At 39.1% G+C, this 25,723-nt stretch carries 22 protein-coding genes and 3 pseudogenes; 12 read left to right on the forward strand and 13 right to left on the reverse strand.

The features are described from left to right. The first annotated feature begins 232 nt into the window (after nt 1-232). Entirely contained in the window at nt 233-979 is a 747-nt protein-coding gene (locus ACFINR_RS02645; protein ID WP_254492472.1) for a YebC/PmpR family DNA-binding transcriptional regulator, read from the forward strand. Nucleotides 980-2,064: 1,085 nt separating this feature from the next. On the opposite strand, the gene tolB is transcribed toward ACFINR_RS02645, so the two are convergent. The 11 genes and pseudogenes from tolB to ACFINR_RS02700 all read right to left on the reverse strand — a co-directional run bounded on the left by tolB (nt 2,065) and on the right by ACFINR_RS02700 (nt 14,215). Further along, entirely contained in the window at nt 2,065-3,390 is a 1,326-nt protein-coding gene (tolB, locus tag ACFINR_RS02650) for a Tol-Pal system beta propeller repeat protein TolB (protein WP_375611763.1), read from the reverse strand. A 38-nt stretch (nt 3,391-3,428) separates the two neighbouring features. Then, complete coding sequence (locus ACFINR_RS02655) at nt 3,429-4,856, reverse strand: cell envelope biogenesis protein TolA (RefSeq protein ID WP_375652442.1); 1,428 nt, start codon at nt 4,854-4,856, stop codon at nt 3,429-3,431. Between the two features lie 107 nt (nt 4,857-4,963). Next, entirely contained in the window at nt 4,964-5,416 is a 453-nt protein-coding gene (gene tolR / locus ACFINR_RS02660; RefSeq protein ID WP_375652443.1) for a protein TolR, read from the reverse strand. A gap of 14 nt (nt 5,417-5,430) precedes the next feature. Beyond that, nucleotides 5,431-6,144, reverse strand: a complete 714-nt coding sequence (gene tolQ, locus ACFINR_RS02665; RefSeq protein WP_375606538.1) for a protein TolQ — start codon at nt 6,142-6,144, stop codon at nt 5,431-5,433. Between the two features lie 1,750 nt (nt 6,145-7,894). Next, on the reverse strand, nt 7,895-8,335 hold the full coding sequence (ybgC, locus tag ACFINR_RS02670; RefSeq protein ID WP_375611759.1) for a tol-pal system-associated acyl-CoA thioesterase: 441 nt from the start codon (nt 8,333-8,335) through the stop codon (nt 7,895-7,897). A 211-nt stretch (nt 8,336-8,546) separates the two neighbouring features. Continuing rightward, nucleotides 8,547-9,641: a Holliday junction branch migration DNA helicase RuvB gene (ruvB, locus tag ACFINR_RS02675; RefSeq protein ID WP_375613207.1), complete on the reverse strand. Its 1,095-nt coding sequence runs from the start codon at nt 9,639-9,641 to the stop codon at nt 8,547-8,549. Between the two features lie 13 nt (nt 9,642-9,654). Beyond that, a complete protein-coding gene (gene ruvA / locus ACFINR_RS02680) occupies nt 9,655-10,269 on the reverse strand; it encodes a Holliday junction branch migration protein RuvA (protein WP_375611757.1) in 615 nt (204 codons plus the stop codon). A gap of 13 nt (nt 10,270-10,282) precedes the next feature. After that, a complete protein-coding gene (gene ruvC, locus ACFINR_RS02685; RefSeq protein WP_375613206.1) occupies nt 10,283-10,798 on the reverse strand; it encodes a crossover junction endodeoxyribonuclease RuvC in 516 nt (171 codons plus the stop codon). 1,309 nt (nt 10,799-12,107) lie between these two features. Continuing rightward, nucleotides 12,108-12,351, reverse strand: a pseudogene (locus tag ACFINR_RS02690) (DUF1465 domain-containing protein); the annotation flags it as partial. Nucleotides 12,352-12,373: 22 nt separating this feature from the next. Beyond that, complete coding sequence (locus ACFINR_RS02695; RefSeq protein ID WP_375652444.1) at nt 12,374-12,892, reverse strand: DUF1465 family protein; 519 nt, start codon at nt 12,890-12,892, stop codon at nt 12,374-12,376. 180 nt (nt 12,893-13,072) lie between these two features. After that, on the reverse strand, nt 13,073-14,215 hold the full coding sequence (locus ACFINR_RS02700; RefSeq protein ID WP_375652446.1) for an OpgC family protein: 1,143 nt from the start codon (nt 14,213-14,215) through the stop codon (nt 13,073-13,075). Nucleotides 14,216-14,580: 365 nt separating this feature from the next. Here ACFINR_RS02700 and ACFINR_RS02705 point away from each other — a divergent pair, with 365 nt between their 5' ends. Further along, the gene (locus ACFINR_RS02705) at nt 14,581-15,243 is read left to right on the forward strand and encodes a thiamine phosphate synthase (protein ID WP_375652449.1); all 663 of its coding nucleotides are present in this window, start codon (nt 14,581-14,583) and stop codon (nt 15,241-15,243) included. A gap of 309 nt (nt 15,244-15,552) precedes the next feature. Continuing rightward, nucleotides 15,553-16,293 (forward strand): TIR domain-containing protein, encoded by a 741-nt coding sequence (locus ACFINR_RS02710; protein ID WP_375652451.1) that lies wholly within the window; start codon nt 15,553-15,555, stop codon nt 16,291-16,293. Between the two features lie 271 nt (nt 16,294-16,564). Here the strand turns inward: ACFINR_RS02710 and ACFINR_RS02715 are convergent, their stop codons facing one another. Both ACFINR_RS02715 and ACFINR_RS02720 read right to left on the reverse strand, forming a co-directional pair. Further along, on the reverse strand, nt 16,565-16,792 hold the full coding sequence (locus ACFINR_RS02715; protein WP_375652484.1) for a type II toxin-antitoxin system RelE/ParE family toxin: 228 nt from the start codon (nt 16,790-16,792) through the stop codon (nt 16,565-16,567). 58 nt (nt 16,793-16,850) lie between these two features. Next, a complete protein-coding gene (locus ACFINR_RS02720) occupies nt 16,851-17,039 on the reverse strand; it encodes an antitoxin (protein WP_375652452.1) in 189 nt (62 codons plus the stop codon). Nucleotides 17,040-17,610: 571 nt separating this feature from the next. Between ACFINR_RS02720 and ACFINR_RS02725 the strand changes: the two genes are divergently transcribed. The 9 genes and pseudogenes from ACFINR_RS02725 to ACFINR_RS02765 all read left to right on the forward strand — a co-directional run. Beyond that, nucleotides 17,611-17,904, forward strand: a complete 294-nt coding sequence (locus tag ACFINR_RS02725) for a helix-turn-helix domain-containing protein (protein WP_375652453.1) — start codon at nt 17,611-17,613, stop codon at nt 17,902-17,904. A gap of 371 nt (nt 17,905-18,275) precedes the next feature. Next, a complete protein-coding gene (locus tag ACFINR_RS02730) occupies nt 18,276-18,641 on the forward strand; it encodes a helix-turn-helix domain-containing protein (protein WP_375652454.1) in 366 nt (121 codons plus the stop codon). A gap of 364 nt (nt 18,642-19,005) precedes the next feature. Beyond that, nucleotides 19,006-20,049 carry a tetratricopeptide repeat protein gene (locus ACFINR_RS02735; RefSeq protein ID WP_375632052.1) on the forward strand — a complete coding sequence of 348 codons (1,044 nt, stop codon included), beginning with the start codon at nt 19,006-19,008 and terminating at the stop codon, nt 20,047-20,049. A gap of 606 nt (nt 20,050-20,655) precedes the next feature. Continuing rightward, nucleotides 20,656-21,024 (forward strand): helix-turn-helix domain-containing protein, encoded by a 369-nt coding sequence (locus tag ACFINR_RS02740; protein WP_375629713.1) that lies wholly within the window; start codon nt 20,656-20,658, stop codon nt 21,022-21,024. Between the two features lie 633 nt (nt 21,025-21,657). After that, a complete protein-coding gene (locus ACFINR_RS02745) occupies nt 21,658-22,056 on the forward strand; it encodes a hypothetical protein (RefSeq protein ID WP_375613197.1) in 399 nt (132 codons plus the stop codon). A gap of 271 nt (nt 22,057-22,327) precedes the next feature. Next, a pseudogene (locus ACFINR_RS02750) lies at nt 22,328-22,722 on the forward strand (helix-turn-helix domain-containing protein). Between the two features lie 430 nt (nt 22,723-23,152). After that, entirely contained in the window at nt 23,153-23,728 is a 576-nt protein-coding gene (efp, locus tag ACFINR_RS02755) for an elongation factor P (RefSeq protein WP_015856958.1), read from the forward strand. Nucleotides 23,729-23,739: 11 nt separating this feature from the next. Continuing rightward, entirely contained in the window at nt 23,740-24,531 is a 792-nt protein-coding gene (locus ACFINR_RS02760) for an inositol monophosphatase family protein (RefSeq protein WP_375620999.1), read from the forward strand. Between the two features lie 8 nt (nt 24,532-24,539). Beyond that, nucleotides 24,540-25,220, forward strand: a pseudogene (locus ACFINR_RS02765) (inositol monophosphatase family protein); the annotation flags it as partial. Between the last annotated feature and the right edge of the window lie 503 nt (nt 25,221-25,723).

Below are 25,723 nucleotides of genomic sequence, written 5' to 3' on the forward strand. Positions count from 1 at the left end.
TGAGATTACATTCTGTTATAGCGTTATTTTTGCTCAACGACAAGAGATCTCTCTTGTAATGATCCTCAACTAAGGTGTCTTTACCTTTAAGATGAATTTTCTTATAAAGGGTTTATTCGATTATTTCACCTCATGCTGTGGCACATTTATTCTGGTGGGATGCGTGCTTTATCGTCTTAAATTCTAAAGAGTATCCAACTGGAAAGAAAGCCCTCAAATAGGAAGGAAAACTATGGCAGGCCATTCACAATTTAAAAATATTATGCACCGTAAAGGGCGTCAAGATGCAATGCGCTCGAAAATATTTTCTAAGCTTGCGCGCGAAATTACCGTAGCAGCAAAACAAGGTGCTCCTGATCCAGCCATGAATCCACGTTTAAGGCTGGCTGTTCAAAATGCCAAAGCACAATCGATGCCGAAAGATAATATTGAACGCGCGATTAAAAAAGCGTCAGGCGCCGATGTCGAAAATTATGATGAAGTACGCTATGAGGGCTATGGACCAGGTGGCGTTGCCGTCATTGTTGAAGCTTTAACTGATAACCGCAACCGCACCGCTTCAAATGTGCGCGCCGCCTTCACAAAATCAGGAGGAGCCTTAGGGGAAACAGGATCGGTCAGTTTCATGTTTAATCGGATTGGTGAAATAATCTATAAGCCAGAAGCAGGAACAGCCGATAACATCATGGATGCAGCAATTGAAGCCGGTGCCGAAGATGTGCAATCAGAAGAAACCGGACATCATATTACCTGCGCATTTGAAGATATTGGTGAAGTTTCCAAAACACTTGAAGCAAAACTTGGTGAAGCAGAATCGATTAAAACGATTTGGAAAGCCACCACCCTTGCACCAATAGATGAAGAAAAAGCTTTGTCCGTTTTACGACTAATTTCAACATTAGAAGAAGATGATGATGTGCAAAATGTTTATGCAAATTTTGATGTCAGTGATGAGATTTTGGCAAAATTATCTGTATAATTGCCATCATTTGCATAAGCCCTCTCTTCATGCATGAGGGCTTCAAAAGCATCTGTCACCTCTCCTCTCTATCCGCACATATAAAAGCCCCGCGTCAATAGCGGGGTAAGCCATTGATGCAATAAAAAACCACAATCAATCGCAGAAAACATAATCCCAAAAAGAAAGCATACAAAACTCTGTAGCCTTACGCCTTTCTTACATGCCCCAAAGATTATCCCTATATCCCCTCTCTATTTGATCTTTTTGTTCTTTAAGATTAACCTTCTCTCTCCGCTCTCAAGTAATGAAATGATCTAGCCTCTAAACAATTAGGGGTTTCTTGACGTATTCCTATGACGAATCACTCATAAAATTCACTTGAAACTTAAGGCTCAACAAACATGCACTCCCCTAAATATTCGCTACGCACTTAAAAAACACTTAAATATAGCAAGAGGTTTGTCCTATTTATACGCCCTATATCACCACACTTCAAAGGACAGTGTTTTTACAACATCACAGAATAAAAATAAGCAAATGGAAAGCCAGAGCTGATTGTTTAGCAAAGTATTGTACAAAAAGCCGGTACATCTCTCTAATCCGTTGCGGATAAATTTTTGACTTTATGGCATTAACTTTATGGCATCGTATATTTCTAAAATAACGTCGTTTATCTTAAAAATCTGTCCTTTTGCTCTTACCAATCAATCAAGATTCAGATCTAAAACAACCGCGTACTTGAATAAAACACATCAAAGAGCAACAGCCCCCCCTGACAAGACCAAACTCTTCACAAACAAAATTGAAGAAGAAGTTTAAAAAAATATATATAGCGACACTTTGAATAAAAAGTTGAAATCTAAAGACCTCAGAATTTTCGACTCTATTTTTTCAAGGTCTTGTTTTGAATTTTTTTAAGCATTTTCCCCCAAGGAAATTCCATTATCGATCAACAACCGTAGATGATAGATGAAATCTACATAACTCCCCATACCCACTATAATCAATTCCTTCTTTTAAATAATTAAAGACAATTGAGATTGTTTAAACTTGAGACTGTGTAGACTATATTCCTTCTATATTCTGTTTTTAAGCATTTTGTTTTACTGTACATTGAGCAAAGGCGACCATGCTGGATCTGAAGCATCATTGGGGGTAGGGAGTTGTCGTTCATTGCGACCCGTAATATCAATCGTATAAATTTTTGGTCCCATACCGGGATTTTTGCGAAAGAACATCAGCACACGACCATTAGGGGCCCACGTTGGTCCTTCATTGTGAAACCCTGTGGTTAAAATTCGTTCTCCTTGTCCATCAGGGCGCATAACACCGATAGAAAATTGTCCGCTTAATTGTTTTGTAAAGGCGATATAGTCACCCCGTGGAGACCAAATAGGTGTTGAATAACTCCCATCGTTTGAAGAAATACGCTGAATATCACTCCCATCCGCATTCATTTTATAGATTTGCGGCTTTCCACTACGATCTGAAGAAAAGACAATTTGTTTTCCATCCGGTGAATAAGAAGCAGAAGTATCAATAGCAGAAGTTGTTGTAAGTCGCGTCATCGTACGGGTTCGTAAATCCATAGTGTAAAGATTGGCACTCCCATCATTTTGTAACAAACTCATGATAACTTTTTGTCCATCAGAAGAAAAACGCGGAGCAATTGTCATGTTATTAAACGTTCCGATCAACTCTCTTTGCCCCATTTCAATTTGTTGGAGATAAACATGAGGTACTTGATTGTCCTCGTAAGCCATATAGGTCAATTCTTGTCTTTTTGGTGAAAACCGCGGTGTAAGCACCAATTCACTTCCATCAGACATATAAATCAAATTTGCTCCATCTTGATCCATCATTGCTAAACGTTTAATGCGTGCATTTTGAGGACCTGTTTCATCGATAAAAACAATCCTTGTATCAAAATAACCACTTTCTCCTGTCATCTCACTATAGATCTCATCTGCGATCATATGTGCCACACGCCGCCAACGTTCTGTCGCGGTATAAAAACGCCGTCCTTTCAATTGTCTTTGTCCAAACACATCCCATAAACGAAAATCGACCCTCAAACGTCCATCGATTTCTCTCATGACTTGCCCAGTAACTAAACCTTGCGCTTTTATTTTCTGCCAAGAAGCAAAATGTGGTTGTTTATTAGGATTAGAAATGTTTTCAAAAAAATTCGCTTTATCAAGCGGTAAAAACAGCCCCGACCGTTCGAGATCAGCTGTCACCACAGCAGATATTTTCAACCCAATCGAATCATTGGAAATAAAGTCTGTAATTGCAATGGGAATGGGATTAAAATCAGCGCTCGAAATAGTTCCTTTCAATTGCGCATAACCCGATGAAATACTTGAAAGCCACAACCCACAAGTGACAATAAACCAAGCAAAAACTTTATGTCTCGTTATAGTCATCATGGAATGTGTCCTTTCGTTAAGCGCTTTTTTCTCGTTTATCATCTTATTTCTTGGAGGGGATCAACATTAAAGTCAAAACCTTGCCCCCATAGATCATATTGATCACGTGGGAGATCTGCATAAGGTTGGCATGAAAAGACAGCAGCATACACCTGCCTTATCATAATAGCTTGTTGACTCTCAAGGCCGCTTACGGGATCAATGATAGGATCGCCCACAACCATCCCTTCACGGTCTAAATAAAATCGCAACCGCACGACCGGACGATTTTTTAAATCGCCGCCAAGCGCCACAAGTTTAAGCTTCTGTTGAATACATCCCCCCGCAATATTGACCAATGTTTGTGCCATTTTTGTGGTATCATTAATATTTTTTCTTGCACCCAAAGCTTCTGGTGTATGAGAACGTTTTGCTCCCCCTCCTTGTGACCGCGCACGATTGAGCAAATTATTTTCCTCCAGAGCTAAAATATCTTCAATGGTCTGTTTCTCTTGGTTTTTCTTGTTAAGCTTTGGCGTCTTTTGATTCAATGCAGTCTCATTCTTCCTTGGAGATTTTTCGTCAAACTTTGGTTTAAACTGTGGAAGAAGAGATTTTTCTGGAAGTACAATTTTGGACGCTTGATGAACAATCTGCTCTGCTGGTACTTTTGGGACCGTTGGAGCCAATTCTTTTGGCGATATCATTTCTTCATTTTTGTGAGCAGGCTTGAGCGCATCCTTAGAGGCATCTTCCGGCACCTCCAAAGGCGTCTCAGGTGCAGCCTTGGGCGCATCCTCCGGTAGTGCCTCCAAAGGCATCTCAGGTGCAGCCTTGGGCGCACCCTCCGGTGGTGCTTCCAAAGGCATCTCAGGTGCAACCTTGGGTGCATCCTCCAGTGCCTCCAAAGGCATCTCAGGCGCAACCTTGGGTGCATCCTCCAGTGCCTCCAAAGGCGTCTCAGGCGCAACCTTGGGCGCATCCTCCGGTGGTGCCTCCAAAGGCATCTCAGGTGCAACCTTGGGTGCATCCTCCAGTGCCTCCAAAGGCATCTCAGGTGCAACCTTGGGTGCATCCTCTGTTTTTGCTTCTAATAATTCTGGTTTTGTAAGTTCTGGTGCAAATGTTTCTGATGTGTTCTCGCTTGATGGTGGCGATGCTGTTTCAACGGGACGCGGCTTTTCCTTTGATTGAAATGGTGCAAGACTATCTATTTGTCCCTCTCCAATATGGCGTGCATCTTCTTTCTCTTGTGGTTGCATAGTTGGTTTGACGGCAGGGATTGCACGTATAGGAGCCTTCACGGCTCCTTGTTGAGAAGAAAACTCGTCCACCAAAGGAGCAAGAGTGATGGGAATTGCTTCCAACGGTTGTGGTAAAGAGACAGAGCTTGTAAACTGAATAGCTCCCCAACTGAGAAAAATGACATGGACCACAAGGGATAAAGCCAAGCCTCGTTTCATACTATGATAGGAGTCTTTGTTCATTCTTTATGCCTTACTTATGCCTTACATTTTTTCATTTTTAATCACTCTATGCTCTTTTAAAAACATCTTAAAAACAACCGGTTATGCACAATTTTATTACTTATTATTTATTGAGCTAAACTTGCTAACGCAACTTGAGAAAACCCCGCTTTTTGAATATCTGCCAGCAGTTTTAATACTTGCTGATATTCAACAGTTTTAGCAACCCGTACAAAAACCCGTTGATCTTTTTGTGTAGAATCTGCTTCCAGAAGAGTTTTCAGGTGTGCAATCAGGGACTGTGACGTTTCATAATAATCTTGATTAATGGCAAAGCGCCCTTGCGCGTCAAGTGAAACCGTCAGAGGTGTTTTTTGAGCTCGTACGGGACCCGCTTGACTACGAGGCAAATCTAGAGGAACACCGTTCACTAAAAGGGGGGCAGAGACCATAAAAATAATCAACAAGACCAGCATGACATCCACAAAAGGAGTGACATTGATCTCACTCATCAGTTGGCTTCGTGAATGATGCCGCCTACGTGTATTTTTGCGAGAAGAAGAAGCAACAGAAACGCCCATGGATAAGCTCCTTTTTATAAAGAGGAAGGTGCTGTGCGTGTTTCATCAATACGCCGCGATACAATTGTTGAAAATTCATCGGCAAAATTTTCTATTTGTGCAATGATGCGCGCACTTTCATGAGTCAACTTGTTATAAGCAATAACGGCTGGAATTGCTGCAAACAAACCAATAGCGGTTGCCAAAAGCGCTTCTGCAATCCCTGGCGCGACAATGGCAAGTGACGTATTTTGAGAAGCTGAAATAGAAAGAAAAGACTCCATAATACCAATAACTGTTCCAAAAAGTCCGATAAAAGGTCCCGCAGATCCCAATGTCGCAAGAAAACTTAATTTTGATTCTATTTTTTCACTTTCACGTCCCAGCGTCAAATCCATAGCCTTATCAATTCTGCTCTGCAAACTTTTCGATGTATGGGTCCCTTTTTCAAGAGATTTTTTCCATTCAACCATTGCTGCCATAAAAACTGCGGATATACTATTGGTACGTTGACTTTTGCATGATGCATAAAGATCTTCTAGCGCTTTGCCAGACCAAAATGTGCGTTCAAACTGCTTTATTTCACGCCGTATTCTCCGATACGTAAAAATTTTATCAAAAATAATTGCCCAACTCCAGATGGAAGCGAGCAGCAACCCAATCATAACACCTTTCACGATCCAACTCGCTTGCATAAACAAATGCAACATTCCAATTGTTTCCGGATTTGTTAGTTCACCATGCGGCATAATTTTTATCCCTCTAAATGAAAGGTGTATTTTTAAAAGTTTTATAAAACAGATTATTTTATAGTTTCTAAATTTAAGTAAAGACTTTAGTTTCACATAAATCCATGCGCTAAAACAAGACTTGTTTCTTAAATTTCCTTAAAAAGTGATGACGAGAGACATCCCTCAATGCACACCCCCCTCATTTCACAACAGCATTTATGAAAAATATAACGATAAGGATTTCTCCATAAATGCTATAAAAATAAAAGATATAAAAATGCATGATATAAAATCTATTATGCACCACCATCTTTACGCTTATGAAAAGAACGCTAAATCATCATACGCGTTTTAAGCTTAAAATACAGCGATAAGTCTTAGCACTTGAAAAGATTCATAAGAAGCATTTTATTCCTTTCTTAAGTGTTTTTGTACCCACTCATCAACCCCGCTTGTGACATGTAAGAAAATGTTTTTAATTAATTCGCAGCAATAGAGCTTGAAAAGAAAAAATCTTACAAGTTTCAGAATTATCTGAAAGTGACAACGCAATGAATTATCATTGTAAATAAATATGTTATCATCATAAAAGATAACGCTTTGCCTCAGGCTATTATTTCTCTCATTTTCCATCGAATTGAATACGGGGTACACCATCGGGCACAAAAAACGACACTAAACCACCCTACAACACCTCACAACAATGCGCCTCCCCCATGCACCCCTATTATAAGTCCTATATAATCTAGTGTAAGTCTCATGTAATCTCATTGTGTTGTGAATTAGCCCCTTTCAATGCCTATCATCTCTCTGGCACCATGATATAACGTACAAGCTTCCGTGACATGAAAAAAGCCTTTTCACATCTTTACTTCATGAAAACCGGCTTCTTCGCTCTCTTTGCTCACTTGCGATATTTGATCATTATTGCATTGAGAATGATCCATAAAAAACATTTTTACAATTTTTTCAATGATTTATATTGTTCTCTTATGATGTGTAAGCAAATGATTTTAATTGTTTCAACATGAACAGATTTGAAATGAAAGTATTTTATTCTCTTCCTCTATTAGGGTTTGTGCCCGTAAGAAGTGATAATATATCTTTCTAAGTCAATATATTATATAGAATAATATGCTTTTGAAACTTTAAATCAAGAATGCATTTCTGCTTTGTATACATTGATCTCTCACTCATTTACTACGCTTAGAAGCGCACATAAATCGCGCATTATAGCACATAAAGTGATGCATTATAGATAGAAATGGATGAAACACGCGCTCTTGTGATGCCAAATGACAATCCAGTAAAAAAACAAATCAAATTGCTTAAAAACACCCTTTGGGTGTTTTGAGACAATTTTCGACCTAATGGCTTATTATCACTTTATTGCAATATTGCGCTGGGTATGTGCATTTTTATAAAAATAAATCTTAATCCATTTTTATTTCTTTTTATATTTTGTACTTTTTCGCTGCTTTCCGATGCCAACAAACCTTTCTTCAAAAGAAAGAAAATATCTTGAGTTTATAGCAGAAAATGGATGAGGCGACATTGTTTTTGAATCATAACATGGATGAGGCGTGTTTAATTTTGTGAAATATCATCTTCAATTTATTGTAGTGTTGTAGCAGAGGTGCTTTCTTTTGCTGTATCGTGTAACCTTGTTAGAAAACATCTAGGCTATGATAAATGTATAGTCTTAGATTGTAGATTACTTTATATCTGCTGATCTCTCCTGAAACTGCTAATTCAATGAATAACACTTTTAACCAAGCATTTTTGCAAAAAGTTCTTTGGGTAAACGTCGCGGTTTTGCCTCCTCATTAATCAGAGCAATTTCAACTTTGGCTGTTACCAACGTAGTCATCTCATGCAAAATAGATTGCTCCATAAAAAAGCGTGCCCCTTGGATATGAGTAACACGTGTTTTAACGACTAAAAGATGATCAATTTTAGCGGGTCTTGAAAAATTAATTTCCATATGACGAACAACAAAAAACAGTTTTTCCCCCTCACCCCCTGCTGCTAACATCTTATTATTAAAACCGGTATCCCGTAAAAACTCTGAACGTCCTCGTTCAAAAAACTCAAGATAACGCGCATGATAAACTACACCGGAAAAATCTGTATCCGCAACATAAACGCGGACCTGAAAATTATGAAAAGCGTTTGTATGATTGCTCTTAAAAGGTGTTATTTCTGTCATCGACTTCATATCCCATAAAATCATCTAATATAGCAAATTATCTATCAATCAAAAGATTGAACACATTTTTGTGTTGAAGTTGTGAAAAGCAAAAAATCTTTAATAGTGCCAAACCTTTTTAGCCAGAATATGCTAAAAGAAGGCACGTCTCTTGTATTTTATGACCTTGCTATAAAATATTCACATAGTTTCTTTTAACAAAGAGAATGCCTTAGTCATCTTCCCCATCCCATAAAGATGTCTGAAGTGATGAATTGTCTTGAGCATCAGAAAGTTGAGAACGCCTTTGTATAGACGTTGTAGAAGCTGGAGCAGAAAGCCCTAAATGGCTCCAAGCCTTTTCAGTTAGAATGCGTCCACGAGCGGTTCTTTGAATAAAACCTTGTTGGAGCAAATACGGTTCAACAATATCTTCAATGGCATCGCGTGGTTCTGATAAAGCAGCAGCAATTGTTTCAATCCCCACCGGTCCCCCTAAAAAAGTTTCCGCAATCAGGAGCAAGTAGCGGCGGTCAAGCGGATCAAGCCCAAGATGATCAACCTCAAGGCGCGAAAGGGCTTCATCGGCGATTTTTTGGTCAATTTGTTTTGCCTGTTTAACCAGAGCAAAATCACAAACGCGCCGTAAAAGCCGTCCGGCAATACGAGGCGTCCCGCGTGCTCGGCGTGCAATTTCATGAGCACCATCATCACTGATCTTAACGGCAAAAAGTCGTGCATTACGCTGCACAATATATTCCAATTCTTCTATCGTATAAAAATTGAGACGAATTGGGATGCCAAAACGGTCTCGTAGAGGTGTGGTTAAAAGCCCCAAACGTGTGGTTGCTGCCACCAAAGTAAATTTAGCCAGATCAATTTTCACCGAGCGTGCGGCCGGCCCCTCCCCAATGATCAAATCAAGTTGATAATCTTCCATGGCTGGATAAAGAATTTCCTCAATCGCCGGATTTAAGCGATGAATTTCATCAATAAACAAGACATCACGTTCTTCAAGATTGGTCAAGAGAGCGGCTAAATCTCCTGCTTTAGCAATGACCGGCCCTGAAGTAGAGCGAAAATTAACGCCTAATTCTTTTGCCATAATCTGTGAAAGCGTTGTTTTTCCCAACCCCGGTGGCCCTACAAACAAAACGTGATCCAGCGCTTCTTGCCGCGTTTTTGCTGCTTCAATAAATATTTTTAAATTAGCCCGCGCCGCTTCTTGACCAATAAAGTCATCGAGAACTTGTGGCCTCAAGGAACGATCTGGATCGTTAGGAAGGGGGGCGGAACCCAGAAGGCGTTTATCTTCATCTTTATGCATTGTTACCTTGATTTTAAGTAGGAGAAGAAAGCAATTTGAGACTATGGCGGATCAGCAGGGCAGAAGAAACAGTTTCCCCCTCAAGAGCATTCATCGCAAGAGCAAGAGCACGAGATGCATGCTCCCGTTCAAACCCTAGCTTCATCAACGCGGAAAGCGCATCATGCGCAGGTTGATTGGTCATCTCACGCTGAGAAACCGAAACAGTCTTGACAGCTTGTTCAAAGGGGAGTGTTTTACTTTTCAGTTCACCCACAATTCTTTCACTGACTTTTTTACCAACGCCTGGCGCTCGACTAATCATCGCAACATCGTTTAAAGCAATAGCCTGTGCAAGTTCATCTGGCGATAAAGTACCCAAGATTGCCAAAGCAACCTTTGCCCCTACTCCAGGAACATTTTGTAGAAGACAAAACCACTCCTGTTCAGCTCTTGTAGCAAAACCAAAAAGGCGGATTGCGTCTTCCCGAACATGCGTTTCAATAAAAAGGCTTAACGCCTCCCCAACAGAGGGTAAAGAAGGACGCAGCCGATTTGACACAAAAACAACATACCCCACACCGTGAACATCAAGAAGGATATGATCATCAAAGATATGTTCAAGAGTGCCCTTTAATTTGCCAATCATGCTTCCACCCCACTCATATCGCCATCCTTGCCTGATAAGATCGGTCAATACTGTTACGGTGCATACTATGACAAAGAGCAAGAGCAAGAGCATCAGCCGCATCACTGCTATCAAATTCAGCCCGTGGGAGAAGAACTTTGACCATCATATGGATTTGTTCTTTAGCCCCATGTCCAACCCCAATAACTGATTTTTTCACTTTGTTGGGCGCATATTCAAAAACAGGAAGATTTGCTTGCGCAGGAACCAGCAGTGCAATTGCACGCGCTTGCCCAAGTTTTAAAGTTGCTGTAGCATCTTTGTTGACAAACACATGTTCTACAGCAGCTTCATGGGGCATAAATTGATGCACAACCTCTGAAAGACCTTTGTGGATCTGACATAGTCTGGAAGCCAGCTCACACTGTACATCAGAAGAAACCGTCCCTGCTGCAATAAACTGAAGACGATTACCCGCAACATCGATAACGCCCCACCCTGTACGCCGTAATCCGGGATCAATGCCTATAATACGAATCGTCTCTGCCATAAACTACAGTCTATACACTTTTCCCCCCTGTGAATAAAGATGTGAATAAAGACAAGACCACAAAGAAACCAGCAACCCAAGACAAAACCAGTAAAAAGATAATCATATCCCCCAAATTTATACAATTATAACACACAACGAACAGCATCTTTATGGAACACACTTCATGAAGCATAACTGAAATCAATCAAAACCATTCACACATCACAAGCAAGCACCTTATCAAGCACCCTCTAAAGCATAAAAATTCCCTTTCTGTATCATTTCCAATGCCATAATGGTTAAACATCGCAAACGAGCAAATAGATCAGTGCTGGATTGCACATTCATAAGTATAAAGAGGCTATGCAATGGATAGTATACACTTTACGGAAACTTTTTACATTATAGCATGACGCTACCACAATAACTCAACACATTGATTTACAAAGATAATTAATTATTTTGTATGTTGCATAAGAATCCCGAATATCCTAAGATTTTCTCATTACAAATCTGTTTATATTGAAGCAATCAAAACCATTCTCTTACATATGAAACGTGGGATTGCCGTATAGAGTGAAACTGTACAAGAAAGGACTAAAAATGCCTCTAATGAATTGTCTCAAGTTCCAAAAGCTGTTGCAACATTGGGGACTGGCAAAGATGATGATAGTGCCGGCTTTTTCCTTTGCAAGCGTAAAAATGAGAGAGGCTCAACGAATGTGAATAAGAACTGAGAGGTGTTTTTGAGTATACTCATCACACCACAATGACATTGCGTAGAGAGGGACATTGCATGGGGGCACAGGGAACCCATGGGGCATTCATTATATGGCACTTTATTTTGGATATTTTATTTTACGCGAGGAAAAATAACTTCCATTCAAAACAAAAGAAGCCCCAAAACTGCAACAATGTGTATCATCCTCATTAACACACACTTTACAGCAGCTTTATAGGCATAAATTATAGAGCATAAATAAATTGATGTACAAGCCCCTGCTCTATCTCAGAGCCAAAACAAAATCACACGATAGATCAACAGAAAGTGTTCCAGCTGCAATCAACCAAAGTCGATTTCCCACAAAACCAACCATACTCCATCCCATGCCATATTCGAAATCAATACTTATACACCCCCTCTAAGCTATAAGCTCAAGATATTTCTACGCCAAATAGAAATTAGGCAGAAAAAAACACTCTAGATTAGTTTTAATTGTGAAATTTCGGTTGTAAAAAAAATGGGTATACTGCTCTAAATATCGTAAGAAAGAAGCAAGGAGCTATTCTTCTCAGAACGCCCAAAAGCTGTTTTCAGTAATTCAATTTATTTTCCCACTGGATTATCATCGTTCAAGATAAAGCCGCCGCTTATTGACCAAAGCGCTTAAACTACAGCAGCATCTCTAAATGAAAAAAATGCACGCTTCTAAACGCAATGAATGAGAACAAATTGACGGAAAGTTTCTGGCAATTCATGCCAATGAGGGGTTTCAAGTTCCAATGTCGGTGTATGAAGTGACACTTTTACAATTTCTTTTTTTTATTTGTTCTGATGATATTTCTCCTTCGCACAAAGCAAGGGGAGTCCCTCTAAGAACGCCCAAAGGCTGTTTTGAGCAATTCGATTTGTTTTCCCACTGGATTATCATCTTCTAGAGCACAGGAGGCCGCAGTTTCCCACCCAGCACGCATATAGGTTATCCGCGCTTCTAAACGCAATGAATGAGAAACAAATTGGCGAAAAACTTCTGGCAATTCATGCCAATGAGGGGTTTCAAGTTCCAATGTCGGTGTATGAAGTGACACTTTTACAATTTCTTTTTTTATTTGTTCTGATGACATTTCCCCTTCACGCTCTGCGCGAAGAAGAAGGAGTTGAGAAGCGATTTGCATAAGTCGTGTACTTAAATACATAGCCTCTTTCGCATAGACTGCAGAAACCTCTGCCGAAAGAGAGCGTGCCACTAATTTCCCTTCTGAGTCAATATACGCTGCGGTTTCTTCAATCAGCGCCATTGTTTCTTCATAGAGACGATTAAAAGCATTTTCAAAAGCATTATGCTCAATCATGATAATAGGTTCATCATATGGACGTTTATGTACACTCACGCTTTTATACTCCAAGTATCAGCACAAAATCACACCCCTTAACGAATAGAGTATTAAAAAGTTTCTTTTGTTGCTGTATAGAACGCTTTTTTTTAAAACTGCTACCTCTTTTAATTTTTTTGCGCAACGCACTTTTTATACTAAGGTTAACGTGCCCAACAAACACTACAGGAATATTTTTTATAAACGGATCATTTTCCTTGAAAACGACCACTGCCAAGATTGCCGTTTTTCACAATAATAAGCGACTCCAAATTGCAAAGCAATACCCGTTATTATTAAGAGGGTATCGGAAAAAAACGTTTCTGTCATCACTGTTTTTATAATTTGTCCAAACATCGCAAAAATGGTTCCCGTTACAAAGACCGGTAAACTATGTTTTCCTAAAATTGCTAAAGGATGTTTCTGAGAGACATAAAACCATTTATTGATGCGCGGCAAAGAAAGAATGAGAAAGGCTAATGCAAGAACATGGAGTAAACGTGGCAAGCTTAAAAAGGTTTTATTAAAGTTCACCAATGGGGAAGACCAGCCAAGCCACCCCAAAATGCCCCACCAGTTTAAGCGAACCCATAACAGCGCCAACAAGAGATACGCTGCCGCACAAACAATCCAAAAAGACTGAAAAGCGATTTTTTTTCCTTGTTTAAGCGCTAAAGTACTGGTCAATCCTATGACAAATAAGAATTGCCAAGACAAAGGATTTAAAAACCACTTTCCCTTTAAAGGATAAGAAGGAGGAGCAATTTTATAAAATCCGCAGATAAGATACAGTGTAAAGGAGCCCAAAAGCAGCCATTTTGTCTGCTTACAACTCAAATAAAGGATAAAAGGCGCAAAAAACATCAAAACGATATAAAGAGGAAGAATATTATTATATCCCAATTGATGCCCAAAGCTTAAGGTACTCAAAAATGCGATACTAGGCTCTTTAAAAAAGAGTCCCACATTGTTCATCGATAAAAGTTTTTCTGTTTTCCATAATAAAAAGGCAGCAAAAAAAAGACTTAACGTGACAAAAGTAGTAGAAAGATATGCACCATAGAGCTGCAGAGCTCTGTACCAAAGTTTTCGGATAATAAAAGCAAAGGATTTTTGCTGTAACCGTCCATGAAAGCTTAACCCAAGAGCAATCCCTGAAAGCAAAACAAACACTTCTGCACAATCAGAAAAACCGAAATTTCTATGAGTAAAAGACTCATAGATCGTTCTGGGAATATGGTTGATGAAAATCGTCAATAAGGCTAAAGAACGAAAAACATCAATACGTGTATCACGGCGAAAAGGTTGAGTATTATGCTCACGAATACCTTGGTATTTCATCAGTGGACTCCCACACGTCACACCCCCCTTGAAGTCCCATAAAAATGGTGCTTACCCTTATTGCCAACAAGCATGAACAGGATGAAATTTTAATTTTTAAGTGTCAAGTTTCATTTTAAGCGTTTATTTTTTAAAAGGCAAAAGTTTTTTAAAGGCAAAAGAACGAAAAGCGTCCATACGTGTATCACAGTAAAAAGGCAACATATTATGCTTAAAAACACTTTCATTTCTCATAAGCAGGCTCCCACACACCCACAAATCCTTTAAATTACGTGAAAATGGTAGTCACTTTCATCGCAAATAAGCATAATAGAATGAAACTTTAATTTTTAAGCGTTATTTTTTCTAAGAAACAGGGATTTGACATGACAGAACAAAAAAATAAACCAATTGATCCACCTCTTTTCCCTCAGTTGATTTTAACACTTGATGTTCGGCGCAACACCCCAAAAACATTTTTGCAGCAAATTTTGCAAACAAAGTCTTTTGCATGCGTCATCCTCTATGATTCTGAAAGGTTGAAAGATGATGGCTCTTTTTTACAACAACAAGCGCAAACTTACGCAGAAGATATTCAACATCATGACGCAGCCCTTCTCATCGCTGATGACAGCCGCATTGCTGGGCGCATAAAGGCTGATGGATTACACATAGAAGATGATCTTAACGCTCTTGAAAGCTTCAAAAATCAGCAAAAGGAACAAAAAATCATAGGCTTTGGCAATCTACGCAATCGCCATAGTGCTATGCTTGCAGCGGAAACAGGTGTTGATTACCTGTTCTTTGGAAAACTCGGGGCTGATAAAAAACCCCAAGCGCACCCCCGCAATCTCCAGTTAGCAACATGGTGGGCAGAAATTATGCAAACCCCCGCCATTATCCAAGCAGGAAGCGATTTTTCGACCTTTGATGAAGCCTTAAAGACTGGATGTGAATTCATTGCTGTAGAAGAAGTCATTTTGGGGAACGACAACCCCTTAATACTGCTTAAAACAATGCAAGAAAAATGTGAGAAAACCCCCTTGTAATATAGGAGGAGAATTTATAAATAAAGTGTTAATAAAAATCCAAATACTCACCACTATATTACTTATATAGAACACACAATAACAGATAAAGAGAATACCTCGAAACTCAATAAAATTGCTTAATAATTCAATCAAATTGATAAAAAAACTAGCGTCTTTTTTCATATAATATATAGAAAAAAGGATCATAGAAACTTTCTCGTTCAATGTCTTATAAAGACAAAGCATTGTGATTGGGGAAAATGGTCATTTTCAATATTGGTACTGAATACCAATAGCTGACGATACAAATATGCAGGGGACATAAAAATGCAATATAGCGGAACACTTGAAGATCTTAAAAACATAATTCGCAAAGCTGGATATCAAATCAAAGAAACTAAACCTCTATCACATCCATCCCCTGAAGGATATCAGATCAAAACCTCCGAAGGAGGCACTACTAATTGGTTTAAAAGCACAGGAAAACTTCAAGTTCAAGGCAGCGCAAACATAAAACAAAAGCTAACAGAAGATTTAGCAAAGCATCTAGAAGAAACATCAACGATTCCTTCCTCAAAAACTGCTTCCAATCCTTCAAATAAAAAAATCTTTATCGTTCATGGCCATGACCATATTGCTCTAGAGCAACTTGAACTTATTCTTCGCAGGCTTGGTCTCGAACCATACATCTTAAAAAATACTGGTGGTAATGGTTTAACCCTCATTGAAATTTTGGAAAAAGAAGCTTGTAAAGATTCTATAGGATTTGGTATTGTACTATTTACTCCCGATGATATAGGCTATGCTAGATCTGACAGAGAAAAAAAAGAACAATTTCGTGCACGACAAAACGTTATTTTCGAAATGGGCATGTTAACCGCTGCACTTTCTCGCAAAAATGTCGCTATTCTAAAAAAACAAGACCTTGAACTCCCTTCAGATTTTGGTGGGCTTAAATACATTCCTTTTAATGAACACGTAAAAGAAACACTTCCGGATCTTATTGATCGACTATGTGAAGCCGACTACAATTTAGATGCAAAAAAATTTGCTACAGCATCACGTTAAATTTGAATAATGCTTATGTTTATTTTTTAAAGCGCACACCCAAAACCACATGCCACCCCACCACATTCCACAGACACACACATCCTATAGCACAGAGAAACGATCACCCCCCTTCTTCAAACAGCAAGCGATTGTGCAAATTTAAATGAAGAGACCGCAATTCATTACCGTGGAAGAAATCATTTTAGTCTCTTTGATAAACGCGGGGCTGTTGTCATGATTTTGGTAATTGTTCCAGAAAAGTTTAAGAGGCAGATAGCCTCTGATTAGATTAAAGAAAAATAGGAAATTCACGTCGGGCATGTACTACAGCTACAATTTCGATTTGATGTGCAGCTACTCGATACAATATAAGGTAATTTGGATGCGCTACAATTTCTCGTAATCCTAATACCTTCTCACTCTGTCTGTATAAATATGGATGTTCAGCCAATGGCAGTACGGATGCTTCCAAAAACCTTTTCATTCGGCGCGCAGCAGATGGATTTTCGCGAGCAATATAGGTAACATCTGACGCAAATCGTCACGTGCCGAAGACAACCAAACAACCGGAAGCATCACTTGTCCTGTTCAGCTTCAAGCTGACTGATTATAACTTCCATTTCAGCCATAACCTCATCATGCGGAATAGGATGATATGGATTTGCAAGACTTCTCGCTACCTTATCGCGCAGCCATGCAGTGTAGCTGCTTTCCTGTTCAACGGTTTCGAACTCTGAAATTAGCGGAGAAAGGGTGGGCTTCATAATATATGTCCTTTCTATTCCTGAATATTGGAGATAATTACTCTTGTCTATGTTGTCAATATTAGCGAATTGAAAATGTTTAACTTTTAAGCGTCCAAAGTTCTTTTGATCTTAAAACTTAAGGCTTTTTAACCCTCTCAAAAAACACGAAGGCTAATGTCATGATTTTGACAATCATTCCAGAGAGATTTAAGAAGCGGATAGCCTCTCATAAAAAAACAAATTTTGTAAGTAAAAAACTATTTTTATTGTAAATTTCCTGAAATTACTTTATGAATTAAAAGATGTTTTGGTCGCATACGCAACGACCAAAAGGGGCCTTGAAAACCCTAAGTTCTAGCGTAAAGATGAACCCACTTTGTGGGTATCCCGGAATTCCGGGAGTTTTTGCTATGTCCAGGTGCTTTAAGCACTAAAAGCAAAAAAAGCTGATTAGATTTCAGTACTTTCAAGCTCCCGGAATACTCATGCGAGGGCGCTCGCGACCGGCGGGGAAAAATGCAATCTCAAAATCTTAATATTGATCTTTTTATTGGCAAAAAAAATTCGTTTGAGACGAAAAATGCTAAAAATGTCTCAAAAAACATTAGGTCAACATCTAGGCGTCACTTTCCAACAAATCCAGAAATATGAAAAAGGCTTAAATCGTGTCAGCGCAGGGCGTTTAATGGAAATTTCTGATATTTTAAATGTTCCACTTTCCTTTTTTTACGCGGATATCTTAACAAAACAACAGCCCCCATATCATCATGATGAAATCGCATCGAGCACAGAGGAATATCTGCTGCTCAAAAGATTTAGAACTCTCACAACGGTAAAAAAGAAAGCCTTTTTACAGCTGATCTCTGATGAGAATACAAGCTAACATAACGCGATAGTGTGTGCTATTCAAAGTCCCCTTTGTGAACGCTTTATTGCTTGAATGCAAAACATGCCACCCCTCCATTTTAAGAAACGACACGTTAAGAGACACTATTTTAATTTTTATTGTAAATTTCCTAAAATTACTTTATGAATTAAAAGATGTTTTGGTCGCATACGCAACGACCAAAAGGGGCCTTGAAAACCCTAGATCCGAGCGTAAAAATGAACCCACTTTGTGGGTATCCCGGAATTCCGGGAGTTTTTGCTATGTCCAGGTGCTTTAAGCACTAAAAGCAAAAAGGCTGACTCGGATTCAGTGTTTTCAAGCTCCCGGAATACTCATGCGAGGGCGCTCGCAACCGGCGGGGAAAAATGCAATCTCAAAATCTTAATATTGATCTTTTTATTGGCAAAAAAATTCGTTTGAGACGAAAAATGCTAAAAATGTCTCAAACAACTTTAGGGCACGCTTTAGGCGTCAGCTTCCAACAAATTCAAAAATATGAAAACGGCTTAAATCGTGTCAGCGCAGGGCGTTTAATGGAAATTTCTGATATCTTAGATGTTCCACTTTCCTTTTTTTACGCGGATATCTTAACAAAACAACAGCCCCCATACCACCATGATGAAATCGCATCGAGCACAGAGGAATATCTGCTGCTCAAAAGATTTAGAGTTCTAACAACGGTAAAAAAGAAAGCCTTTTTACAGCTGATCTCTGATGAGAATGCAAGCTAACATCACACGGATAGCGTGCGCTATTCATAAGCATTCATACGTATTTTAAAAAGCAACCTCCATTGTAAGCATTTTTTCATTTTAGGGGGATAAGCCATTGATATAATAGAAGATAAGCATCTTTACATACGATAACCCCTCATCATTATTATTTTTAACAGGACTGTATTATTTTTAACAGAACTGTTTTAAACAGTCTGTCTCTCGTCGACATTTATGCTACTTTTTTAACTTACCCAACCCTACCTTGAACCAAGACGAAAAACTGAGAGATAAAAAGTAATATAGAAATGAGATTCTTATACGGCTTGTAATGATGAAAAAAAAATGTGAAAATTCTGATTGGTAATGAGGAGAAAACACCATGATCAAGAGAAGCGTGAAGCTGCTTATCTTAGGCGTGATTGGGCTTGCAAGTTCTGCTGTAAGTTCAGCGGGAAACACTGAAGAAATCTCAAATTCTGAAAGCTCTTTCAATACGATTCAAGAAGCTTCAAACACTCAAGAACCCTTTCAGCCCTTAAAAGCTGGAGACTATGATCAAGCCTATGACTATTACATCCAAGGTTATTATTTAAAAGCTTTTCGTGAAGCACTCCGACGTGCTGAAAAAAATGATCCTTTTGCACAAACTCTTCTTGCCAGAATTTATATGGAGGGATGTGCTGTCCCTATTGACGGTGCGCGTGCTGCTTTATGGTTTGAACGCGCCGCAAAACAGGGAGAACCCCAAGCACAACTACGCTATGGACTTATGTTGTTTGATGGTCACTTTATAAAACAAAATCAAAAACTTGGCGAACAGTTCATTCAAAAAGCTGTCAATGCAGGCGTCAAGGAAGCCTATTTTTATTATGGACAACTGCTTCTTTATAAAGCCTCACAGGAAAAACAAGCTCTCCCTGGTGTTTCTTCCCAAAGTCGTGAAAATGAAGCAATCGAGCAAGCCTTAAAATGGTACTTAAAAGGTGCTGCTCTTGGCGATGCTGAAGCGGCTTTTTCTGCTGCAAAAATTCTTTCCTTAGGCACGTTAAAGCGACCAAAAGATGATCGCAATGCCCGCAAGCTCATGGAGGTAGCGGCTCAAAACAACCACTTAAAAGCTCAACTTCATTTAGCACAATGGCTTGTACAGGGGCGTGGAGGAGAAACAGATTTTCAGCGTGCTTTTCATTTACTTCACAGAAATGCCGTCAACATGATTGCACCAGCACAGATTTCCCTTGCAAGGCTTTATCGAGATGGCACAGGAACAAAAGGCGATATAATAATGGCAGCGGCATGGTATATGCTCGCAAAGGAAGCAAAAATGCAAGCTCCTGATCTTGAAATAATGCTCCAAGGCATGGACAAGACACAACTAGAAAAAGCGCACAAAGAAGCAATAAAGCTCCTTCCTGTTTTTTAAAATACTCCTCTCTGCTTCAAAAAGATAAAATTTATAGAAATTCCGGGAGATTTTGCTCTGTCCAGGTGCTTTAAGCACTAAAAGCAAAAAGGCTGATTCGAGGTCAGTGTTTTCAAGCTCCCGGAATACCAACGCGAGGGCGCTCGCAACCGGCGGGGGCTTTAAAATGCGAGCCAAAAATCTTGATAATGACATTTTCATTGGTAAAGAAAACGCACTGGTATCATTTGCTTAACAAACAATATCCAATAAGCAAAAGAGCTAGACTATCCCGAAAATTCCGCAAGCTCTATTTTTTCATTCTTTTTGCTTGGACGAAAAACACGCCGTCTCTTATAAAAAAACTATTTTTTATTGCCAAGCCTCCGAAATTACTTTACATATTTAAAGGTATTTTTGATCGTATACGCAACGATCAACGGGGATTAAAAACCCTAAGGTCCGATACATAAAAATGAACCCACTCTGTGGGTATCCCGGAATTCCGGGAGATTTTGCTATGTCCAGGTGCTTTAAGCACTAAAAGCAAAATGCTGATTCGGACTCAGTGTTTTTAACTCCCGGAATACCAATGCGAGGGCGCTCGCACTCGGAGGGGGCTTTAAAATGCGAGCCAAAAATCTTGATAATGACATTTTCGTTGGCAAAAAAATTCGTTTGAGACGAAAAATGCTAAAAATGTCTCAAAAAACATTAGGTCAACATTTAGGTGTTACTTTCCAACAAATCCAGAAATATGAAAACGGCTTAAATCGTGTCAGCGCAGGGCGTTTAAAAGAAATTGCCGATATCTTAAATGTTCCACTTGTCTTTTTCTATGCGGACACCTCAGCAAAACAACAGCTCCCATACCCTCATGATGAAATCGCATCAAGTACAGAAGAATACCTACTGCTCAAAAGATTTAGAGTTCTAACCTCGATAAAACAAAGAGCCATTTTACAATTACTCTCTGATCAAAATGAAAGCTTTTAACATCATAATATAGGGCGCTACACTCTCTATTCTTGACTTGCCTCCCACCCCTCAAAGGACAGAAGCCCCTTCCCTATCCAGTTGGGAAACAATCCGTCTTCTCAGAACAGAACTCTTTTAGCTTCCCATTTTATGTGGTTCATTTCACAAGATTATCCGGACAAGCTCTCCCTCAAATATTCACCACACACTCTCATAAAAACATCACATGTACAAAATTTGATGCCTTACAAACACCACACCTCAAACGATAGTATTTTACAGCAAACAGGATAAGCATTCATACGTATTAAAAAAAAGATAGCCCTCAAAAAGCAATGCTTGAAAATTTTTTTGGTCGATCTGAAACAGCACCTAACGCATCATTTTATAATAGTGATCGAGGATATGATCTTAACATGCAACCGCAAAAAATTGCTTTTTTATCATAATCACTAAAAGCAGCTGTTTATTAAAATATACGCCACCAGAAGCACTTCAAGCAGCCTTTACAGCTGAAACCATTATTCATTGATTAATTAACCGATTGATTAGATACCGATATGTTGTTAATGTGCTATAAGTAAAGTTGCTCTTATTTCTGGAAGAGGAGCTTCGCAAATAAAGAGCAACAATAAGTAAGGGGAATTAAAGATGTTAAAATATTTATTGCTGTCACCGGTTGTGTTGGTGGCTGGTTGCGCATCTGTAGGCAGTTATTCATCAAATTATGTTGATCAAAGTCTTACAAAGCGTCAGGCACAATTAGTTGCTAACAAATTTATTAGCGATATCAAGAGACCTCTACCACCAGCTACAACCACATTTCTTATAAAGAAAAATAATACAGCAGACAACTTTACTCCTTTATTTATCAATCTGTTGCGACGGAATGGATATAATGTGATCTATACAGATCAACCTCAAAAGCAACAAAACATGGGTGTGAATTTGAGGTATAGAATAAAATTAAATAGTAGCACTATAGTGTCTCTTTTTCAGTATAGTGTGAACGGAGAACTACGTGCTCATATAAGTACTCAGCCCAGATGAACCCGCTATTTAATGTAAACATACTCTATATTTTACACGTAAAGACTTAAAAGCTCTTGCGAAAGGCAAAGAGATTTGCATCTCAATAAAAACCCTCATTTTTAGCCAGAAAAGAAGAATACTAAAAATAATGAAAATGCCCCACACCCTAGTGAATTGTTACGCGAAGATGTAAATGCAAAACTTGGACTATCTGTGATTGAAGCAGCTGAAGAGTTTTCTATATCCCGTGTAGCATTTTCTAGGGTCTTGGTAAAATCCTTATAACGACATTTTCAGTGGCAAATTCATTGGCAAAAAAATTCGTTTGAGACGAAAAATGCTAAAAATGTCTCAAACAACTTTAGGTTAACATTTAGGTGCCACTTTCCAACAAATCCAGAAATATGAAAACGGCTTAAATCGTGTCAGCGCAGGGCGTTTAAAAGAAATTTCTGATATCCTAAATGCTCCACTTGTCTTTTTCTATGCTGATATCTTAACAAAACAACTGCCCCCGTACTCTCATGATGAAATCGCATCAAGTACAGAAAAATACCTGCTGCTCAAAAGATTTAGAGTTCTAACCTCGATAAAAAAGCCTTTTTACAGCTGATCTCTGATAAGAATACAAACGAACACCCTGTGACAACATACACCACGCTCTATCCCATGAGACACTCATAATAAACTCCGTATTCACATATTCTTAATTAAAAACACCTCATGGTTTTAGGGAACTTATATCATTACCATCAATTATATCATTGCCATCAATGATGATATTTTACGACACAACGGGATAAATTTCCCCCAAAATTCTAAAAAATTTTTGTGCAAATTTTTAAAAAGCTTGCGTCTGAGCGCTTTTTATGGTCTTGCAAAGAGCTGAAAAGCAAAAATACATAAAGGTCCTTTTTTACTTAAGCTTTTCTCTTTGCAAAAAGCAGGAGAAAGCCCATAAAGAGCACACAGGACCATGAGAGAGCAGCAAGGTTAATCAAAGGGATTTTAGCCCGAAAATAACAAAAGAGCTTGACCGTTAAAGGCAGCAAAGAAAAGCGCCATAAAGACAACAAGAGAGTTCTTTTTGCAAGAATAGAATTGGATAGAAACGATGAAAATTAATGGCAATGAAATTCGCCCTGGTAATGTGATCGAACATCAAGGAAGCTTATGGGTTGCTGTTAAATGCAACGCTGTAAAACCAGGAAAAGGTGGTGCATTTAACCAAGTTGAAATGAAAAATTTGATTGATGGTACAAAACTTAATGAGCGATTTCGCGCTGCTGAGACAGTTGAACGCGTGCGCCTTGAACAAAAAGATTTCACCTTTCTTTATCAACAAGGGGATGCTTTGGTCTTTATGGATTCAGAATCTTATGAACAACTAGAACTTCAAAAGGATTTTGTTGGTGAACGTGCTGCTTTTCTCCAAGATGGGATGACTGTCACAGTTGAACTTTATCAAGAAAAGCCTATTGGCATCTCACTTCCTGATCAAGTTGCTGTCACGATTGCAGAAGCCGATCCTGCCATCAAAGGACAAACGGTTACCTCCTCTTATAAACCCGCCATTCTTGAAAACGGAATTCGTATTCTTGTTCCCCCCTTTATGAATGCTGGTGAACGTATCATTGTAGACACCAATGAGTTGATTTATTTGCGTCGTGCAAATGAAAAAGATAAATAAAGGAATAAAAAATGGCCCATTCTGCAGTCATGAATGTCATGGTGCAAGCTGCAATGAAAGCAGGACGCTCGTTGGTACGTGATTACGGTGAAGTGCAAAATTTGCAAGTGTCTTTGAAAGGACCAGCAGATTATGTCAGCCAAGCAGATCGCAAAGCGGAAAAAATTATTTTCAATGAACTAAGCAAGGCGCGCCCCAAATTTGGTTTTCTGATGGAAGAGTCAGAAGAAATCATTGGAGAAGATTCACAACACCGTTTTATTGTTGACCCTTTAGATGGCACCACAAATTTTCTCCATGGCATTCCTTTTTTTGCTGTTTCCATTGCCTTAGAAAGCCAAGGAAAAATCGTTGGTGGTGTCATTTACAATCCCGTGAATGATGAACTCTTCACCGCAGAACGCGGGTGTGGTGCTTTTTTCAATGACCGCCGCTGTCGCGTTTCTGCTCGACGCAGACTAGAAGATTGTGTCATTGCCACAGGAATGCCTCATTTTGGTCGCCCAAATCATGGAACCTACCTTATTGAATTACGTAATGTGATGGCAGAGGTTGCCGGACTTCGCCGTTTTGGGGCTGCTGCTCTTGATTTAGCTTATGTGGCTGCTGGAAGAACCGATGGCTTTTGGGAAGATAACCTGCAAATTTGGGATATGGCTGCTGGAATACTGATGGTTCGTGAAGCCGGTGGTTTTGTCACCGATAAAGAAGGCGGCAACAATATATTTCGCAAAAAAAATATCATTGCCGGCAATGAACACATTCGCCTAAAATTAGAAAAAACCCTCAAAAAAGGCATTTAGACCTCAGAAAAGATCTAGCAGATGACCTCAGCCAAGCAGATCGCAAAGCGGAAAAAATTATTTTCAATGAATTAAGCAAAGCGCGCCCCAAATTTGGTTATCTGATGGAAGAGTCAGAAGAAATCATTGGAGAAGATTCACAACACCGTTTTATTGTTGACCCTTTGAGATGGCACCACAAATTTTCTCCATGGCATTCCTTTTTTTGCTGTTTCCATTGCCTTAGAAAGCCAAGGAAAAATCGTTGGTGGTGTCATTTACAATCCCGTGAGTGATGAACTCTTCACCGCAGAACGCGGGTATGGTGCTTTTTTCAATAACCGACGCTGTCGCGTTTCTGCTCGACGCAGACTGGAAGATTGTGTCATTGCTACAAGCATGCCTCATTTTGGTCGACCAAATCATGGAACCTATCTTATTGAATTACGCAATATAATGACGGAAGTTGCCGGACTTCGCCGTTTTGGTGCTGCTGCTCTCGAATTTAGCTTATGTGGCTGCTGGAAGAACCGATGGCTTTTGGGAAGATAACCTGCACATTTTTGATAAAACTACCAGCATACTGATGCTTCACGAAGCCGGTGTTTTTGTCACTAATAAAGAAGGCGGTAGCGATATATTCCGCAAAAAAACATCATTGCCGGAAATGAACACATTCGCATCAAACTATAAAAAAAACTTCAAAAAAGCATTTAATTCTTACAGTTTTTTACAAAACCCTTAGAACCTTAAACAAACACATGAAGAAAGAGTTTTTAATTTTCTTTACAGAAAACGATAGGAAATAACTGATTAGATAGTGACAAAAAACATCACCACGAACAAAAAATGTACTTGCTATACCCCCCACAAAAGCAATCCCCAATAGCTTACCTTATTGACGTTTCTGTTATTCAAATTCCCCTGCAAACAAGCTGCAAAAGGCAATAAACACAAATCCCATCATAACCAAACGCCCCAAAAAGCAATTATCGAACCTGAGGCAAAAGCCTCTCCTACTTCTCTTGAGAGATCATTCTTACACTGCGCGCAAAAATATTGACTCTAGAAGAGCCCACTCTCTCCTTTTTGGTAAGAGCTGCTCTACATTACTCTCACTGCTTATCAATATGTTTCACCACCGCGTGTGATAACAGAGGTTTCAGTAAATTCACCGATTCATACAATTGTTATCAGCTTCTCCTTCTTTTCA

Source organism: Bartonella sp. AP19HLJMH (assembly GCF_042196245.1).
Lineage (GTDB): Bacteria > Pseudomonadota > Alphaproteobacteria > Rhizobiales > Rhizobiaceae > Bartonella.

Excerpts from the sequence above, each read along its gene's own strand:
- ACFINR_RS02645 (WP_254492472.1), top strand. The coding sequence starts at position 233 with ATGGCAGGCCATTCACAATTTAAAAATATTATGCACCGTAAAGGGCGT.
- tolB (WP_375611763.1), bottom strand. The coding sequence starts at position 3,390 with ATGATGACTATAACGAGACATAAAGTTTTTGCTTGGTTTATTGTCACT.
- ACFINR_RS02655 (WP_375652442.1), bottom strand. The coding sequence starts at position 4,856 with ATGAACAAAGACTCCTATCATAGTATGAAACGAGGCTTGGCTTTATCC.
- tolR (WP_375652443.1), bottom strand. The coding sequence starts at position 5,416 with ATGGGCGTTTCTGTTGCTTCTTCTTCTCGCAAAAATACACGTAGGCGG.
- tolQ (WP_375606538.1), bottom strand. The coding sequence starts at position 6,144 with ATGCCGCATGGTGAACTAACAAATCCGGAAACAATTGGAATGTTGCAT.
- ybgC (WP_375611759.1), bottom strand. The coding sequence starts at position 8,335 with ATGACAGAAATAACACCTTTTAAGAGCAATCATACAAACGCTTTTCAT.
- ruvB (WP_375613207.1), bottom strand. The coding sequence starts at position 9,641 with ATGCATAAAGATGAAGATAAACGCCTTCTGGGTTCCGCCCCCCTTCCT.
- ruvA (WP_375611757.1), bottom strand. The coding sequence starts at position 10,269 with ATGATTGGCAAATTAAAGGGCACTCTTGAACATATCTTTGATGATCAT.
- ruvC (WP_375613206.1), bottom strand. The coding sequence starts at position 10,798 with ATGGCAGAGACGATTCGTATTATAGGCATTGATCCCGGATTACGGCGT.
- ACFINR_RS02700 (WP_375652446.1), bottom strand. The coding sequence starts at position 14,215 with ATGAAATACCAAGGTATTCGTGAGCATAATACTCAACCTTTTCGCCGT.
- ACFINR_RS02705 (WP_375652449.1), top strand. The coding sequence starts at position 14,581 with ATGACAGAACAAAAAAATAAACCAATTGATCCACCTCTTTTCCCTCAG.
- ACFINR_RS02710 (WP_375652451.1), top strand. The coding sequence starts at position 15,553 with ATGCAATATAGCGGAACACTTGAAGATCTTAAAAACATAATTCGCAAA.
- ACFINR_RS02720 (WP_375652452.1), bottom strand. The coding sequence starts at position 17,039 with ATGAAGCCCACCCTTTCTCCGCTAATTTCAGAGTTCGAAACCGTTGAA.
- ACFINR_RS02725 (WP_375652453.1), top strand. The coding sequence starts at position 17,611 with ATGTCTCAAAAAACATTAGGTCAACATCTAGGCGTCACTTTCCAACAA.
- ACFINR_RS02730 (WP_375652454.1), top strand. The coding sequence starts at position 18,276 with ATGCAATCTCAAAATCTTAATATTGATCTTTTTATTGGCAAAAAAATT.
- ACFINR_RS02735 (WP_375632052.1), top strand. The coding sequence starts at position 19,006 with ATGATCAAGAGAAGCGTGAAGCTGCTTATCTTAGGCGTGATTGGGCTT.
- ACFINR_RS02740 (WP_375629713.1), top strand. The coding sequence starts at position 20,656 with ATGCGAGCCAAAAATCTTGATAATGACATTTTCGTTGGCAAAAAAATT.
- ACFINR_RS02745 (WP_375613197.1), top strand. The coding sequence starts at position 21,658 with ATGTTAAAATATTTATTGCTGTCACCGGTTGTGTTGGTGGCTGGTTGC.
- efp (WP_015856958.1), top strand. The coding sequence starts at position 23,153 with ATGAAAATTAATGGCAATGAAATTCGCCCTGGTAATGTGATCGAACAT.
- ACFINR_RS02760 (WP_375620999.1), top strand. The coding sequence starts at position 23,740 with ATGGCCCATTCTGCAGTCATGAATGTCATGGTGCAAGCTGCAATGAAA.